The organism is Paenibacillus sp. J22R56, from assembly GCF_056269375.1.
The window spans coordinates 862330-879683 of sequence record NZ_JBWDNV010000001.1; the positions used below are offsets into that span (position 1 = coordinate 862330).

At 49.1% G+C, this 17354-nt stretch carries 16 protein-coding genes and 1 pseudogene; 2 read left to right on the forward strand and 15 right to left on the reverse strand.

Annotated features, from left to right (window positions below; translation table 11 throughout):
* Window positions 1-16: 16 nt before the first annotated feature.
* The 15 genes from AC0YNT_RS03675 to AC0YNT_RS03745 form a co-directional block, all read right to left on the reverse strand.
* On the reverse strand, window positions 17-910 hold the full coding sequence (locus tag AC0YNT_RS03675; RefSeq protein WP_475803378.1) for an ABC transporter permease: 894 nt from the start codon (window positions 908-910) through the stop codon (window positions 17-19).
* Between the two features lie 22 nt (window positions 911-932).
* Complete coding sequence (locus AC0YNT_RS03680; RefSeq protein ID WP_475803379.1) at window positions 933-1853, reverse strand: ABC transporter permease; 921 nt, start codon at window positions 1851-1853, stop codon at window positions 933-935.
* A gap of 21 nt (window positions 1854-1874) precedes the next feature.
* Window positions 1875-3536, reverse strand: a complete 1662-nt coding sequence (locus tag AC0YNT_RS03685) for an ABC transporter substrate-binding protein (protein WP_475803380.1) — start codon at window positions 3534-3536, stop codon at window positions 1875-1877.
* Window positions 3537-3554: 18 nt separating this feature from the next.
* Window positions 3555-4898 carry an LLM class flavin-dependent oxidoreductase gene (locus AC0YNT_RS03690; protein ID WP_475803381.1) on the reverse strand — a complete coding sequence of 448 codons (1344 nt, stop codon included), beginning with the start codon at window positions 4896-4898 and terminating at the stop codon, window positions 3555-3557.
* Window positions 4899-5489: 591 nt separating this feature from the next.
* Window positions 5490-6713: a M20 metallopeptidase family protein gene (locus tag AC0YNT_RS03695; RefSeq protein ID WP_475803382.1), complete on the reverse strand. Its 1224-nt coding sequence runs from the start codon at window positions 6711-6713 to the stop codon at window positions 5490-5492.
* Window positions 6710-8038 carry an LLM class flavin-dependent oxidoreductase gene (locus AC0YNT_RS03700; protein ID WP_475803383.1) on the reverse strand — a complete coding sequence of 443 codons (1329 nt, stop codon included), beginning with the start codon at window positions 8036-8038 and terminating at the stop codon, window positions 6710-6712. Before AC0YNT_RS03700 ends, AC0YNT_RS03695 begins: the two co-directional genes overlap by 4 nt.
* Window positions 8038-8532, reverse strand: coding sequence for a DinB family protein (locus AC0YNT_RS03705; protein ID WP_475803384.1), 495 nt, complete (start codon window positions 8530-8532; stop codon window positions 8038-8040). Before AC0YNT_RS03705 ends, AC0YNT_RS03700 begins: the two co-directional genes overlap by 1 nt.
* 73 nt (window positions 8533-8605) lie before the next feature.
* A complete protein-coding gene (locus AC0YNT_RS03710; RefSeq protein WP_475803385.1) occupies window positions 8606-9793 on the reverse strand; it encodes an amidohydrolase in 1188 nt (395 codons plus the stop codon).
* A gap of 11 nt (window positions 9794-9804) precedes the next feature.
* The gene (locus tag AC0YNT_RS03715; RefSeq protein ID WP_475803386.1) at window positions 9805-10815 is read right to left on the reverse strand and encodes an LLM class flavin-dependent oxidoreductase; all 1011 of its coding nucleotides are present in this window, start codon (window positions 10813-10815) and stop codon (window positions 9805-9807) included.
* A 56-nt stretch (window positions 10816-10871) separates the two neighbouring features.
* Complete coding sequence (locus tag AC0YNT_RS03720) at window positions 10872-11624, reverse strand: amino acid ABC transporter ATP-binding protein (protein WP_475803387.1); 753 nt, start codon at window positions 11622-11624, stop codon at window positions 10872-10874.
* Complete coding sequence (locus AC0YNT_RS03725; RefSeq protein WP_475803388.1) at window positions 11621-12331, reverse strand: amino acid ABC transporter permease; 711 nt, start codon at window positions 12329-12331, stop codon at window positions 11621-11623. Before AC0YNT_RS03725 ends, AC0YNT_RS03720 begins: the two co-directional genes overlap by 4 nt.
* On the reverse strand, window positions 12321-13121 hold the full coding sequence (locus tag AC0YNT_RS03730; protein ID WP_475803389.1) for an amino acid ABC transporter permease: 801 nt from the start codon (window positions 13119-13121) through the stop codon (window positions 12321-12323). The genes AC0YNT_RS03725 and AC0YNT_RS03730 overlap by 11 nt, the downstream gene beginning before the upstream one ends.
* A 39-nt stretch (window positions 13122-13160) precedes the next feature.
* Window positions 13161-14033, reverse strand: coding sequence for a transporter substrate-binding domain-containing protein (locus AC0YNT_RS03735; protein WP_475803390.1), 873 nt, complete (start codon window positions 14031-14033; stop codon window positions 13161-13163).
* A gap of 61 nt (window positions 14034-14094) precedes the next feature.
* Window positions 14095-14628, reverse strand: a complete 534-nt coding sequence (locus AC0YNT_RS03740) for a GNAT family N-acetyltransferase (RefSeq protein ID WP_475803391.1) — start codon at window positions 14626-14628, stop codon at window positions 14095-14097.
* A 159-nt stretch (window positions 14629-14787) separates the two neighbouring features.
* On the reverse strand, window positions 14788-15672 hold the full coding sequence (locus tag AC0YNT_RS03745) for a LysR family transcriptional regulator (protein WP_475803392.1): 885 nt from the start codon (window positions 15670-15672) through the stop codon (window positions 14788-14790).
* A 130-nt stretch (window positions 15673-15802) separates the two neighbouring features.
* Between AC0YNT_RS03745 and AC0YNT_RS03750 the strand changes: the two genes are divergently transcribed.
* The gene (locus AC0YNT_RS03750; protein ID WP_475803393.1) at window positions 15803-16333 is read left to right on the forward strand and encodes a GNAT family N-acetyltransferase; all 531 of its coding nucleotides are present in this window, start codon (window positions 15803-15805) and stop codon (window positions 16331-16333) included.
* A 192-nt stretch (window positions 16334-16525) separates the two neighbouring features.
* Window positions 16526-17122: pseudogene (locus AC0YNT_RS03755) on the forward strand (discoidin domain-containing protein); the annotation flags it as partial.
* Window positions 17123-17354: the final 232 nt, after the last annotated feature.

Here is a 17354-nt window from a genome sequence, read left to right on the forward strand (position 1 = left end):
TGCTCCCGCCTCCTTCCTATCTCATACTTTTCTTCGGATCCAACTGGTCTCTCAGCCTGTCGCCAATGATATTGACCGCAAGCACAAATAACGTAATCGCAACGCCTGGAAAAGTACAAATCCACCAAGCAACCGTCAAATAACCTCGTCCCTGCGACAGAAGTGTCCCCCAATCGGGTACTTCCCGAAGAACACCAAGACCAAGAAAGCTAAGTCCTGAGCCGGTCAGAATCGATGTTCCAACGCCGATTGTCGCCATTACAAGCAGCGGAGAAAGCGAATTGGGCAGGACATGCTTCCAGAAAATGTGAAGTGGAGAAGCGCCTGCCGCCTGAGAGGCTTGAATAAATGTCCGGCCTTTAATACTAATAATCTGCGAACGCATAATACGGGCATATCCCGGAATAGAGGCTACTGCCACAGCCAGCACAATGTTAAACAAGCTTTTGCCAAGTGCCCCTGCAATAGCAAGTGCCAGCAAAATGCCGGGAATCGTCATCAGAATATCGTTGCAGCGCATCAGCACCGCATCGATCCAGCCTCCTGCATAACCCGACAAAGCGCCAACAGCCCCTCCAGCCAGACCTCCAACGATAACGGATGCGAACCCGATAAACAGAGAATCACGGCTTCCGTACACGACAACACTGAATATATCCCGGCCAAAATAATCCGTCCCGAACAGATGAGCAGCACTTGGCGGGGCCATGATACTGTCCGTTAACATCTCCGTTGGTGAATAAGGAGCGATGAAGGACGGTACGATCGCACAAGCCACGATGAACAATACGACCGTGACAGCTCCCAGTACGAACAGATTAGATGCCGTGAACCGCCTGAGACGTATAGCGGCAAGCCGCCGCCCTCTTTGCTTTTGCCAGATCGTACTGGCAGTAGCTGCTTCACGCATGCGAATTTCAGCTCCTTTCTCCTTACGTAGAGCGCCTCACTCTTGGATCTATAATCGAGTAAGACAGGTCGACAAGCAGATTTACGATGACATAGATCAGCGCTGTGAAAAAGATAACGCCCTGCACAACCGGAAGATCCTTCGCCATCAGAGCGTCAGACATAATCCGGCCAATGCCTTGGCGCGAGAATACCGTCTCTATGACAACGGTGCCTGCCAGCATTTCCCCGATCAGCATGCCAACCATCGTTACAGCAGGAATAAGTGCATTACGCAGTGCATGCTTATACATCACTAGCCGTTCGGACAATCCTTTGGCACGCAGGGTCAGCATAAAATGCTCATTGATAATATCAAGCATGCTGCTCCGCACCATCCTTACGATGAAACCAGCCCCAACTATTCCAAGAGTTAGGGCTGGAAGTACCAGCGTCTTCCATCCGCCAGATCCCATTGCCGGGAACCAACCTAGATTAAGACTGAATAATACAATCAGCAGAATACCCGACCAGAAGGTCGGCATAGAGATGCCGAACAATCCAACAACTCGGGCAATCAGATCAATTGGGCCATTCCTGTGAATAGCCGAGAGGACACCTAATACGAGGCCAACTACCGCCGCAACCAAGGCACTAACTGCCGTAAGGGCAAGCGTAGCTGGAAAATGATCAATGATTTTATTCAGCACCGGTTCGGAATTTAATAGGGAGTCTCCGAAATCCCCCTGTACCATATCGCTTATATACCGGGAGAACTGAATATAGAAGGGTTGGTCTGTACCTAATTGATGCTTCAAATTCGCAACCATCTCCGGCGTGGCAACCGACGGATCAAGCATCGTATCCGTCGGGTCGCCTGGGAGTACATAGAGAATCGCGAACACCAGCACCAAGGTGCCCGCGATAACTAGCAAGGAAGATAGAATGCGTCCGGCGATGAACATGAAGAGCCGCCTCCCATCCGTTTATGAACCGATTGATACCGCGTTAAACAGTGGATAACCAAGTGAATCAAAGACAAGTCCTTTCACGGATTTATCCGCAGCTACGGTGTATGGGAATACATAAATCGGAAGAATGACTGCCTGATCGATAATGTATTTTTGAATTTGTTTATAAATATCCGCACGTTTCGTATCATCCGTTTCTACGCGCCCTTGTTCAAGCAGCTTATCGATCGCTGGATCGGATAAGCGAGTGAGCGACTTCGGAGCCTTAGGATCAGTAGAATGATAGAAGGAATACAACGCATTAGGATCCGAATTTACTTGGCTGTTTCCATAGAGATCATAACTGCCATTGGTATAGACAACTGTGCGTACATCCTTCGTAATCTCTACATCAACCGCAACGCCAAGTGCCTTCAGCTGCTGTTGAATGATAACCGCGATATCATTGCGCTTCTCACGATTTGGCGTACCATCCACATAATGCAGACTCAACTTCTTGCCGTTCTTTTCCCGGATACCGTCGGCTCCTTTTACCCAGCCAATCTCATCCAGCAGCGCACCTGCCTTCTCAAGATCAGGCTTTACACCGTTCTCAAGCGTTGAATCATAGCCGAAGGTGCCCGGTGTAAGCGGCGACCATGCCCGGTCATATGTACCCAGGTAAAGGGTCTTAACAATACTATCTACGTCAACAGCCAGCTGTACCGCCTGTCTGGCTTTCACATCGTTCCATGGCTCATGGTCCTGATTGAAGAACAACGTATACGGAAGGCCAACGGTATTAGCTTCAAGCAGTTGAACTTTCGAATCACCTTTTAAGGCAACGATATTTTGCGGTGGAACGGTTTCTGCTGCCAGCACTTGACCGCTCTGCACACTGCCGATACGGGTAGCTTCCTCCGGTACAATCTTGAAGGTGATACCGTCCAAATAAGGTGCACCTGTATTCGTTACAAGTTCCGATGCCCACTTGTAATCAGGATTACGTGTCACTTGAATCTCAGCGTTCTCTTCCCATTTCACGAATTTGAACGGCCCCGTACCAACCGGGTTCAGACCAAATTGATCACCATATTTCTTCGCCGCTGTTGGCGATACGATACCAAGCAGCGCTTGACTTAGATTGCCGAGAAATGCTCGTGACGGCGTGGCCAGATTCAGCTTAACCGTATATTCATCAATAACCTCCGACGACTGGTACGGCACAAGAAGTGCTGCTGCATTCGCCGCTTTCGTAGCTGGATCAAGAATACGATCGAAGTTGTATTTGACCGCTTCCGCATTAAACGGTGTGCCGTCCTGGAACTTCACGTCCTGACGGAGCTTGAAGGTGTAGCTGAGGCCATCTTCGGAAATCTCCCACGAGGTAGCAAGCCACGGCTTAATAGAATTATCCGGTAACTGAACAACCAGCGAATCATAGATCGTACGGATGACACGAACGGCAACAGCCAGACCGCTGCGGTGTGGATCAAGAGTATCTGGAGAAGTCGCCAGCGCGTAAGTCAGCTCTCCCCCTTGCTTAGCTTCAGCAGCAGCAGCTGCCGGCGCATCCGACTGCTGCGTTTGCTGACTGTTATTGTTCTCTCCCTTATTCGATGCGCAAGCCGACAGCACCAGTGCCAATACCAACAGTACAGCAGCTGAGCTTTGGAATCGTGATCTATTTCTATTCATGATATCTCTCCTAATTGGTTAGTTAATGGTAACGCCTGCCTGTTTACGAGCTGCTGTATAACGGTTCTCAGGAACAGGAATACCAAGATTGCCACGAAGGGTATCTGCCTCATACTCCGTACGGTACAGTCCGCGCTCCTGCAAGATCGGAACAACCTGCTCTACAAAATCATCCAAGCCGCCCGGCGTTGCTGCTGCAATAATAAAACCATCCGCCGCTTCTTCTTCGAACCACTGCTGGAGCTGATCCGCTACATATTCAGCAGTTCCGATAAAAGCGTTGCGTGGCGTTGCGGCCTGCAAGGCTACTTCGCGAAGCGTAAGTCCCTGCTCCTTAGCACGACGTTTGATTTTGTCCGTTGTACTGCGGAAGCTGTTCGAACCGAAATCGCCAAGATCCGGGAACGGTGCATCCAACTCATATTGCGAGAAGTCATGATGCTCGAAAAATCTTCCCAAATGGTCGAGAGCCTTCTCAATTGTGACCAGGTCAGCAATCTGGCGATACTTCTCTTCCGCTTCTTCCTGCGTAGCGCCGATAATTGGTCCGATGCCTGGGAAAATAAGCGTATGCTCTGGATTACGACCGTTATTAGCAATCCGCTGCTTCACATCACGGTAAAACTCCTTCGCATCCTCAATCGACTCTGGTCCTGTAAATACCGCATCTGCTGTCTTAGCAGCAAGATTACGTCCGCTCTCGGAAGATCCCGCTTGGAATACAACCGGCTGGCCTTGCTTCGAGCGTGCAATATTCAGAGGTCCTTGCACGGAGAAGAATTCCCCTTGATGATTCAAGCGGTGCAGCTTCTCTGGATCAAAGAACACACCTGATTCTTTATCCCGGATAAAAGCATCATCTTCCCAGGAATCCCACAAGCCTTTCGCCACTTCCAAATACTCCTCTGCAATCCGGTAACGTTCCGAATGCGCGGGATGCTGTTTGCCTCCAAAGTTAAGCGCACTGCCTTCAAGCGGGGATGTAACGACATTCCAGCCTGCGCGGCCACCGCTGATATGATCGATCGACGAGAATTGACGTGCAACCGTAAACGGTTCGCTATAGGAAGTGGACAAGGTGCCAACAAGCCCAATGTTCGAAGTGACAGCGCCAAGTGCCGAGAGAATCGTGATTGGCTCGAATCGGTTCAAGAAGTGGGGAATCGATTTTTCCGTAATATACAGACCGTCAGCTATAAAGAGAAAATCAAATTTGCCTTTCTCTGCTTTAAGAGCTTGCTGTTTATAAAAACCGATATTCACGCTTGCATCAGACGGAATATCAGGATGTCTCCAGCCTGTGCTGCCTCCGCCGACACCATGAATAATAGCTCCCAATTTTAGTTCTCTCTTCTTTGTCATATACACTCCACCTTTTATCCAAATTTGTTTAAACTTCCAATATATCTAATATCCAATATGTTTAGTAGGTTTTTACCTTGGCAATACTGTATCACCCGATCCCCAGCTTCACAATAGCGTATTAATCTCTTCTATCGACCATTAGTAATCATCTATGGGTGAAGGTTTTATGGCATAAAAAAGGACCTCTCATAAGTCATATAATGACGATGGGAGGTCCCGCTTTTGAATAAAGTAGGGAGCAGCTAGTGTTGTTTTAACCGTTTCTTCTTTATGAAAATAACTTCCTCGCCCTTTCGTTGGACTTCATCCAACGTAATCGATCTGGCAATTGTACTTCCGCCGGTTATATTGGATTCCATCCAGTCACTTCAACGCATTATGAGCTATCTCCGCCTCTGTACTATATTCTGCTGGATAGAATCCAATGTAACCATATTTGCTTGGCTCGAATGCAACATTATGTTGGATAAAGTACATTCTGGCGTCGGTGCATTTTCGCACAGTATCGGCTTAACCTAGAGGATTGGCAAGATGTGCGATGTAGCCACATGTCGGATTCAGTTAGAGACTGGAACAGTCCCATTTCACCTATGCTCCTGCAGCGAGTTGAACGAGCAGTCTAGTCCCATGAACAAGTACTGCTTCATCCAGATTAAATCTGGGATGATGCAGCCCCTCCTGGTTTCCAGCTGTATCCTCTCGACAGCCGAGTAAAATAAAAGCCCCTGGCACACGATCAAGATACCAGCCGAAATCCTCACCGGCAAGGCTTGGCGTGTGCTGCTTCAGCACATTCTCCTCGCCAAGTACGGCAGTACCGGCACGCACAACTTCATCTACGGCTTCACTGTCATTAACCACAGCGATACCCTCACGAAGTGCAATTTCATAGGAACCGCCATAGGAAAGAGCTGCCGCACGTGCATGACGATCGAGGCCATCGGTAATCGCCGCGACTGTTGATTTGCTGAAAGCACGGAAGGTACCGTTTATAACACTCTGCTTCGCAATCGCATTAATGACCGTCCCAGCACGCACCGTTCCAAAAGCAAGCACGGCCTGCTCCTTCGGATCGACGCCATTTGCCATCAGCCCATTTACTGCTGCGATGTAGGAAGCCGTCATCTGAATCGCATCTACCGCGAGATGAGGCGTACTGTGATGCCCGTTTTTTCCGTGGAACGTCACATGAAAATGGGAAGAAGCCGCCATTGCATAATGCGGATGAATGCCAATTGTTCCGGCGGCAAGCTCCGGCCATACATGCAGCGCATAGCAGCGATCCACTCCATCCAGTATACCCGCATCAATCATATCCCGTCCGCCGGAGAGCAGTCTTCCGTCAAGCGGACTTGGCAATGCTCCCTCCTCAGCCGGTTGGAATACAAACCGAACTTCACCAGCGTAGCTCTCTCGATAAGCTGCAAGCGTCTTTGCTGCCCCAAGCAGCATAGCCGTATGTGCATCATGGCCGCAGGCATGCATAATCCCATCGATATGTGATCGATAGTCGACGTCATTCTGCTCCGTTATCGGCAGAGCGTCCATGTCCGCCCGCAGCAAGATCGTCCGGCCGCCCTCCAGCCCGCCGCGCAGCACGCCAACTACGCCTTTGCCAAAATGGGGGCCGACGCCAGTTATGACGTCGATCCCCCATTCCTTCAGAAGCTGTGCTACGATACTTGCCGTGCGGTCCGTACTGTACAATAGTTCGGGATGCTGATGCAGATCACGCCGAATAGCTACAAGCTCTTCCTCCAGCGTACCCGCAAAATCAAGCATCGCATTTACTGCTTCCCTATTCAAACTCAAACGTGCTCAGCTTCTTTCGTATAACGGTTAGCTGGAATCGGCAGACCCAGATTACCACGTAACGTATCGCCTTCGTACTCGGTGCGGAACAAACCGCGCTCCTGCAGGATTGGCACAACATGCTCAATGAAATCTTCAAGTCCATGCGGCACCGAAGAGCCAACCATAAATCCGTCTGCTGCGCCGGCTTCGAACCACTCTTGCACCCGGTCTGCGACCTGCTCCGGTGTACCGATAAAGATCGGACGAGGAGTTGCTACCGACAATGCCACTTGGCGAAGCGTCAGGCCGCGTGCCTTCGCATTTGCTTTGATTTTGTCCGTGCTGCTTTGGAAGCTGTTGCGGCCGAGATCTCCCAGATCTGGGAATGGAGCGTCCAGATCATATTGGGAGAAGTCATGATGCTCGAAGAATCGTCCCAGATAGAGCAGAGCATTTTCCGCTGATACCAGATCACTAACCTCTTGATATTTACGTTCAGCCTCTTCCTCCGTGCTGCCGATAATTGGACCGATACCCGGGAAGACGAGGACATTGTCCGGATTTCGTCCGAATCCGACTGCACGACGCTTCACATCTTGATAGAACGATACAGCTTCTTCCACCGATTCATGACCCGTGAAGATCGCGTCCGCATGCTTCGCTGCATAATCTTTGCCAACTTCCGAAGACCCTGCTTGGAAAACAACTGGCTGACCTTGCTTCGAACGAGCAATGTTAAGAGGACCTTTAACCGAGAAGAACTCGCCTTCATGATTTAATGCATGCAGCTTGGCTGGATCAAAGAATACACCCGATTCTTTGTCACGAACGAATGCGTCATCCTCCCAGGAATCCCACAAGCCGCGTGTGACTTCCAAGTATTCCGTAGCGATCCGGTACCGTTTATCGTGGTCGGGATGCTCTTTCTTGCCATAGTTAAGCGCGGAACCTTCAAGCGGGGAAGTGACGATATTCCAGCCTGCACGGCCGCCGCTGATCACATCAAGCGAACCGAACTGGCGTGCAACCGTAAATGGCTCGCTATAGGAAGTCGATAATGTGCCAACGAGACCAATATGCTTACTGACTGCTGCGAGTGCACTCAATATCGTGATAGGCTCAAAGCGGTTCAGGAAATGCGGGATCGATTTTTCATTAATATAAAGACCGTCGGCGATAAAAGCCAGATCAAACTTACCCGCTTCCGCTTTCTCTACCCATGATTTGTACAGCTCGAAATTCACGCTTGCATCGGATGGAATCTCCGGATGTCTCCATAACGAGGTGCTGCTGCCGACACCATGAAGCATCGCGCCAAGCTTTAATTGTTTACGTGTCGCCATTACACATTTCCCCCTTGTGCTACCGAGCTTTGAGCCTGGTAAGCGGCTTTGATTCGGTCAATCTGTCCCAGATGGTGGTGTACATGCTTCGTGAAGCCTTGAATAATATCACGTACGCGGACCGTTTCACCTTTGAAGTTGATACCCGTCTTATCTAGATCCTGCTCGCTTAATCGGCCAAACAACAGACCGTTATATTGCAGCAGCGCCCAGAACACGTTCAAAATATCAGCTGCATTGCCGTCATTGGAATGCTGCCCGGATACCCAAAGGTCTTGATTAAAAGCAGGAAGCTGCGCCTTCGTATCGGCGAGAATGTCGCGAATACGGAATGATACTACAATATTGTGATCGGCCAGATGAGAGAGAACTTCCGTTACACTCCATTTGACTTCGGTTTCTTTCCATTTCAACTGCTCTTCGTCTAACCCTGCGATAGCCTGAGTCAGTACTAGATGTGTATCCAAATAGGCTTGAATATCGATTGCACTCATTGGAATCCCTCCGATTGTTATGAGTCGGCTGGTGTTGACGCCGCCTTCTGAAAGCGTAAAAGTTAAATTAGGCTTAATCTTCCGTCCCATCGCCTGCTTCAGAAGCGAGTTCCGTAAGCGCACGCAGCGCGGTTCCCGCAAAGAAGTCAGCAGCAATAGGCAGTGCTCGTTCATCGAGATCAAAGGCTGGGTGATGCCACTCCCGTGGACCATCCGTCCCTACAAAAACAAACAGACCCGGTACCAGCTGCTGGTAAGCAGCAAAGTCTTCTCCCGCAAGCGATGGTATTGGAACAATCGGAAGCAATTCCAGATGCTCTGCTTCCCGCCATGCCAGCGCGGCCAATCCCTCGTCATTGCTGACAGGAGGCGGACCTTCAATCCAGCGGACTTTTGCTGTCGTGCCAAAGGCGATTGCAACTCCCTCGACAACCTGATCGAAACGTTCACGCACCCGGCGGCGGACATCAGCGTCAAAGGTGCGAATCGTCCCTTCAAGTACAGCTTTTTCCGGGATGACATTCCAAGCAGTACCACTGTTCAGCTTCGTCACGCTGATAACAGCGCTGTCGAGTGCGCCTACATTACGACTGACAATCGATTGCAATGCAGTTACGATATGCGATGCTGTTACAACCGGATCGTTACCAGCCTCAGGAACAGCGGCATGCGATCCTTGACCCGCTACCTCAACTACAAAGCCGTCGGCCGCTGCCATGAGTGGGCCGCCCTTAATACCAATCGTTCCAACCGGCAGATCCGGCTTATTATGCAGACCAAATATAGCCCGAACACCTTCCAAAGCACCGCTGGCAATGACTTGCCGCGCGCCTTTCGCCTTCTCTTCTGCAGGCTGGAAAATCAGCCGAACGGTACCCTGCAGCTCGTGCTCACGTTCCTTCAACAAATAAGCGGTTCCGATAATTGCTGCCGTATGAAAATCATGACCACAGGCATGCATCTTCTCCGGCACGGTGGAAGCGAACGGCAGGCCAGTCTCCTCCTGAATCGGAAGCGCATCGATATCAGCCCGAAGCGCTATAACCGGACCAGGCTGCTGCCCGCCGATCTCTGCAATAACACCGGTTTGCAGAGGATACTCGGCAATTCTAATCCCTGCTTCTTGAAGCCATCTGCGAATCCGAATGGTCGTCTCAAACTCCTCATGAGACAACTCCGGGTTCTGATGAAGCTCCCTTCGTATATCAGTAAGTCGGCCCGCCAGTGCAGCAGCACTGCGAACTCTCGTTTCGTTACTCATGGGTTCCCCTCCTAAGCCGTTACTTCTGCGAATGCCTCGCTCAGCAGCTCATAAGAGCGGATCCGTTTCTCAAACGGTGCAATATTGGTCGTCACAATAAACTCATCTACGCCTGCTGCCTCCTGCAGAGCAAGCAGCTTGCTGCGTACCAATTCCTTGGTGCCTGCCGTAATAAGAGGCTCCTTTTCTTCAATCGTATAAGACTCGCCGGACTGCTGACCATAAGCTTCTGCTTGCTCGATCGTACCAAGAGTAACCTTACGGCCGCTCGCCAGATGCACCTTCACCAGCTTTTGCGGTGGTATCAGGCTAATCGCTTCTTCATCCGTATCCGCTACAATAGCAGATAAGGCTAGAATCGCTTGCGGCGACGTGCCCAGCTCATAATTAAACTCATTCTTGTATTTAATAACGGAATCTATAGCTGCCTGCTCGTCTCCACCGATAAACAGGGAGAAAACATAAGGCAGGCCGAGACTTGCAGCCAGCTCAGCACTATCAGCAGATGCCCCCAGCACATACAGCTCTGGTGCAACAGCTGGAACAGGACTTGCTTTTAATCCTGCAAGCGGCCCTTCCTCTTCGGTGCGTCCCTCCACGTAGCCGCGAAGTTCGATGATTTTTTCGGTTAGCGATCTCGGATTGGCAATATCCCTCTGAAGCGCTTGTGTGCTGCGCGGTAGTCCACCTGGAGCACGGCCAACACCAAGATCAACCCGACCCGGTTCAAGTGAAGAGAGTACATGAAAGTTTTCCGCTACTTTGTAGGGGCTGTAATGCTGCAGCATAATACCGCCGGAGCCGATGCGGATTTTATTCGTACGGGCAAGCAAATAGGAGATGAGTACTTCCGGCGAAGACCCGGCTACATACTCAGAATCATGATGCTCCGACACCCAGAAGCGGCGGAATCCAAGCTCTTCCGCTTTTTGCGCCAGTGCTACGGTATGGGCGAATGCTTCTGCTGTGCTCTCACCCGGATAAACTGGACTTTGATCCAAAATGCTTATTGTAATGGACATGTTATGTGCCTCCTAAAAAGAATGACTTGGATTAAGCTGTTCGTGAGATTCTTGCGCTAGATCGAATAACTAAACTCTGGCGAATACCGTTTTAAGAACTGCTTAGTCCGTTCTTCCTTCGGATTCCCGAACAGCTCGGTCGGATTACCCTCTTCAACCACAACGCCGCCGTCCATAAATACAACGTGATTCGCAACATCCTGAGCAAAGCTCATTTCGTGTGTGACGATAATCATCGTAATGCCTTCCTTGGCAATCCTGCGGATAACAGCCAGCACTTCACCAACCAGCTCAGGGTCAAGCGCCGAAGTAGGCTCATCGAACAACAGAACTTCAGGCTCAAGCGCAAGCGCTCTGGCAATACCAACACGCTGCTGCTGTCCACCCGACAGCTGGCTCGGATAAGCATCAAGCTTGGCGCCAAGACCTACCTTCTCGAGCAGCTCAATGCCACGTTTGCGTGCTTCTTCCTTGCCTATTTTCTTAACCACAATAAGCCCTTCAATTACGTTCTCAAGTGCCGTCTTATGGCTGAACAGATTGTATTGCTGGAAGACCATCGCAGAGCGCTGACGCAGCGCATAAATATCTTTCTTGCCGGCATGCTTGAAGTCCAGCGTAAACTCGCCGATCTCAATTTTACCTTCGCTTGGCTTCTCCAAATAATTGATGCAGCGCAGCAGTGTTGTTTTGCCGGAGCCGCTTGGCCCCAGGATCGCAACGACCTCGCCTTTATTGACTGTAAGATCAATACCTTGGAGCACCTCATTACGTCCAAAAGACTTACGAATACCAGTTAGCTTAATCATGCTACTCCTCCCTTGCTGTACACGTTGATTCTTCGCTCGATGAAGCCGGTAATTCGTTCAATACAGATTGTCAGTCCCCAGAATATGAGTGCCGCTGCTATATAAGCCTCGAAGAACTTCCAGTTCGTTGAAGCCACGATTTGCGCTTTCGCATTCAAATCAACGACCGAAACGGTGAAAGCAAGGGTTGATGCGTGCAGCATACCAATAACCGAGTTAGACAAATTTGGAAGGCTGGCAGCAAGTGCTTGCGGGAATACAATTCGCCGCAGCGCCTGTGGTGTTGTCATCCCAATGGACCAAGCCGCTTCCATCTGGCCGCGTTCAACGGAAAGCAGCCCAGCACGTATAACTTCTGACAGATAAGCGCCTGCCGTAATGGAAAATGAGATGTACGCAAAACCAATCATTGGAATTTTGGCGGAATTCCATCCAAGGCCAAATTGATCAGAGAGACCGTCAACAACCATCGGAAGACCAAAATAGATAAGGAGCAGATGCGTCAGCATCGGTGTTCCTCGGATGAAGGTTACATACGCGCTCGACACTTGAGACAACACGGGAATTCGATAGATTCGGGAGAGTGCCGTTATGGTACCAATGACAAACCCGACGAGTACGGATACTAGAGTAATCAGCAGCGTAGTCGGCACGGCAGACCATAGCTGCAGGAATGCGGTCCAAATAAAGGACGGATCAAGCTTCATAACGAGGCACCTCCTTGTTGTCCAGCTTGAGCTCACGGGTTAGACGACCTAATGTTATAGACTTACGTTTCCGGGCAAAGAATCGGTTCTTCTCGCCGGAATCACGACGCAAATGGCGTGAAAGTCTGCGTTCTGCCAGAAGCATAAGCCGCTCCAGAGTAATACTCATAACCAGATAGATAAGCGCCAGTGCAATGTACGTTTCGATAAAATGCTGAGACAGCGAGCCAAGCGTTTGAGCCTTGCCCGTCATCTCCATAACACCAAGCGTAAAGGCCAGCGAAGTGTCTTTCAGCATGGCGATAACCAGATTACCGAATACAGGGACGGCAATCCCAATTGCCTGTGGCAGCACAATCCGGGTAAATGCTTGATACCCGGTCATGCCGATGGAATAAGCAGCTTCTATCTGCCCCTTGTTAACAGCAAGTACGGCTGCTCGGATGGTCTCCGATACAAATGCACCTACATTAAGTCCAAACGTCAGAATAACGAAATAAATAACGGACAGTTTCGATATATCAATACTGATCAGCTTCAAAACTTCTGGTAGACCGTAATAGAACAGGAACAGCTGAATGAGAATCGGCGTGCCCCGGAAGAAGGATACGTACACCATCGATACATTCTTAAGCACCGGTACGTGATAGAGGCGGGGCAGAGCTACCAGAAAACCAACAAGCAGTCCCAGTCCGATAGCTCCTGCCACGATCAACAGCGTAATATTCAACGTACTCAGCAGTTTGGGAATAAAATCAATTACATAGTTAATATCGAAGCCATATTCCATCTAGCCGTCTCACCTCTCATTACTGTTCAAATCACAATGCTATTTGGTGCTTTCTGCGGTAAAGTCACCGCCAAGCCATTCCGTGCTCAATTTACCAAGTGTACCGTCTGCTTTAAGCTCTTTCAGAGCAACGTCAACCGCATCAGACAGCTCTTGAGATGCCGGGTCGTTCTTACGGAACATGAACAGGATATCTGCATCCGACAGGTCATCACCTGTTGTCTTCAGCTTGGTTTGCGGGTCAACCAGCGACAGCGTAAAGTCTGCGGCTAATGTAGCATCAACACGGCCGGTTGTAAGTTGGCTGACCGTATCATTAGCTGCACCGTTCTGATACACGATATTGATCTTCTTGTCATGATCTTTGTTATAATTCTCAAGGATTTGCGCTTGTGCACTTGTCGCACCAACCAGCACTTTTTTTCCTGCCAAGTCGTCAAGCGAATGAATCGTATTATTATCTTGTGGAACAACAATTTTATTTCTCCAGTGAGCGTACGGCTCTGTGTTGAACAGATACTTCTCTTCACGCTCCGGATTTTTCTCCATCTCATGAGCGACGAGATCGATCTTGTTCGTGTCCAAGCTCAGAAGCAGGTTCGCAAAATCCATCGTTTGCAGATCGAATTCGTATTGCGGCAGACGGTTGTCGATTTCTTTAATGAGCTCAACGTCAAAACCAGTCAGCTTCCCATTCTCGTCAATAAAGCATACTTTCGGGAATGCTGTACCTGTGCCAACGACGATTTTCGTTACTTTACCGCCAGTATTGCTTGATGCCGTCACATTAGCGGCCGCTTTATTTGTGTTCTTTTCCTCGCTGCTGTTATTCGATTTATTATTGGAGCCGCATCCAGCAGCCACCAGAACTAACGATAATGCTGCTGTAACGACTAATGCTTTTTTCTTCATATGGATATACCCCCGTCTATTCTTCGTTTATTGTTAGGTCTTTCCCCGATATTACCGGGCATTAATTGGCTGCGGCTTGCTCTCCGCTTGTTTGCTCGAATTTCACCGGGTCTACAATCTTGCGAAGCAGATGCATGGGCCCGTCGCCATTGCCAGCATCAAAGGATTTGATGCTTTCATAACCTCTTCGCTGGTACATCGGAAGCAGCCAAGGATGTTTCTCGGCCGTACCAAGTGTCACTGCAGGTGCACCTTCTTTATCGCGGATAATCGTATTTTCGACCCAAGTGAGCAGCTTATCTCCATATCCTTTGCCTTGCTCGCTTGGATGAACGGCAAACCATTTGATAAACGGCAAATCCGTAATCGCCTTTACTTCATCAATTTTCGATAAAGTAATGGTTGCAACGATCGTTCCATCCGCTTCCAGTACATAACACTCATTTTGTATAATGTTGTCTCTTATTTGATCCAGATCGGCATTGGCAGCAGGCCATTTCAGCTCCAGCTCCCGAATGAGCGAATAGGCTTCATAGGTTACTTCACGTAATCGTTCTGCATCCTCTACACTAGCTTGCCTAAACAATTCACTCATGTTTTCCACCCCTTATTCGTCTAATTATATAATTCCTATAAACTTAGTAAGGATTAAGTTGATATAAATGTATCATCTACTTCGTTCACGCGCTAATAGACTTTCTCTATCGATCGATTGATTATCCAATTCGGTGTATAACCTGTATCAGACGCCATTCTAAATGCTGTAAAAGCTTAAGTTATCCTTAGGCAGCAAGGCTTGAATAAACTCTTCATTCTCTCCAGTTAGCGCAATCAGATTCGTCTGCAGAGAAATCCCCTTCGTCTCTTCAATCTCAATCGGAATAAGTCTGCCCTTGCTTACTTCCTCCTTCGTGCATAAGCCAGGAAGGAAGCAGATGCCGGCTTTCTGCAGTACAAGCTTCTTAGCAGTCTCGGAATTATCCGCATGGAAGACGATATGAGGAGGCTGCTCCAGATGCTCGAAAACACGATGAAGCCGCAGCCAGTCCAGCGAGCCGCATTCGAAGAAGACAAGAGGCTGATCATGGATAGCCTCAATAGATACTTTTCCCTCAGCCGCGAACGGATGCCCCTCATAGACATATAGCCGGATCGGATCGTCGTAATACGGATATGACTGCACGGATGGATGTGCAAGCTTTCTAACAAAAGCGATATCGATCTCTCGATCGAGCAGCTTTTTGACCAAATCATCCGAGGGTGCCGTCGTTAATTTGAACGTCAACTTAGGGAATAACCGCTGTAATCGCGGGAGTAGATCTGGAATTAAATAATTGGAGACTGACACGGTGCTCCCAATCCGAATCTCTTGAGGACGGGCACCCTTCTCCTGTAGATGGAGACGGCCTTTTTGAATCGTCTGAAGTATCTGCTGGGCATAAGGGAGGAACTGCTTGCCCTTCTCGGTCAGCATTATTTGCTTGCCGAGCCGGTCAAAGAGCTTGCAGTCAAGCTCCCTCTCAAGTGTCTGAATACGTGCGGTCACAGAAGGCTGAGATAGGAAGAGCACCTCTGCTGCTTTATTAAAACTGCCATAATGGTTGACATACACAAAGGCTTCAATGTTCTCGATATTCATAGACGAATCCCTCCTGCTAATCTATAGACTTTCTCTATACATCATTTTAAATTATTTTTATCATATAGGATTAATCGGAATTATGGAATATACTTGTTGTAAATAAATTCAAATTAGGAGTGTGTCCACAGTGAGCATAGACGAAATTGTTATCCGTGATGCATCAGATGACGACCATGTGTCTTTTATTGAGAACTTAGTGAGCGCCTATAAACAATATGCAGAGGTACTCCCTGGACCAGTGTGGGAGCAATATGAATCAGGACTTCGGTCATCATTCTATGAAGGGAAGCCGATTGCCAGAATCGTTGCCGTGTTGAAGGGAGATATCATTGGAAGCCTCCAGCTGTTTGCCTCCTCAGAAGAAGCATACGGTCAGCCAGAGCTGGGCATTCATAATCCGATCATTCGATACTTAGCTGTCTCCCCCGAAGCCAGAGGAAAAGGAATTGCAACCCTTCTTATTCGGGAAGCGATTAAGCGTACTCATTCGATTGGCGCTGGAAGACTTAATCTGCATACTTCCGATATGATGGCTTCCGCTGTCCGGCTGTACGAGCGCTTAGGCTTCGAAAGAGCTTACGAGACAGATTTATATAGTGGAGAGGTGCTCGTGAAAGGTTTCCGGCTTGAACTGAACGAGGCGGCACTTCGATTATAGTTTGCAGCGACTCATAAGACCCTGTCAGGGTCTTATCCCGCCAATCTACGCTGCCACAGCACACAATAAGACCCTCTTAGGGTCTTATTGCTTCTCGAAACAGCCACTATCGTGTGTTATGCCACTGTTCACAGACTCATAAGACCCTGTCAGGGTCTTATTGTGCATCCTACCCTATATCTGTCTACTCAGGGAACCTCTACAACATCGTATCTGTACATGGCGGACCGTTGGAATTCCAGTGCACTTGGAACTTCCCGGTATATCTGGCTTCCGCTTACCTTGAACGGCTCTAGCGGCACGGCATCCCTGGAATGGTACAGCAGCTGGAATCTTGATGCGGCAACCGGCTCAATCACTTATCCATCCACCTTAACTAATCTGTCTCAAGGCAAGACAACCACCGCCAGCTCATCACCCTCCGGCTATGCGGCAAGCAATGCCAATGACGGCAACTATCAAACGAGTTGGAAAGCATCCGCCGCAACCTGGCCGTCATGGTGGCAAGTTGATCTAGGCTCCACCAAGACCGTCAAGGAAATTGATATTTCCTGGTATATGGTGAAAGGCTCAGAAGGCTATCACCAATATAAAATTGAATACAGCACCAACGGCACGAGTTATACAACCATCGACCGAACGTCGAATACAACCTACGGTTTCACAACCGACAGTCTCAATATTTCCGCTCGTTATATTAGGATCCAGCTCGTTAATGCGGTACTCTGGAACAATCCAAGCAACTGGTATACGCCTACCTTGTGGGAGGTTAAGGTACTGGGCAGCTAATTAAAAAGGCGGTGCAGGAGAATGATCCTGCACCGCCTTTTTGGCGTGAGCGAGTGCTGCACTGGATTCTATCCAACGTAATTTTCCCGTGGGCGTAACACTCTCGACTACATTGGATTTCCTCTTAGGCCCCCTAATTAAACTGGAGTACTCCCTTCCAATAAATTAAACTTAGGACAAGGGAGATGATCCAATATGGGAGGCAGAAGATTAGGTGAAGACATACAGCTGA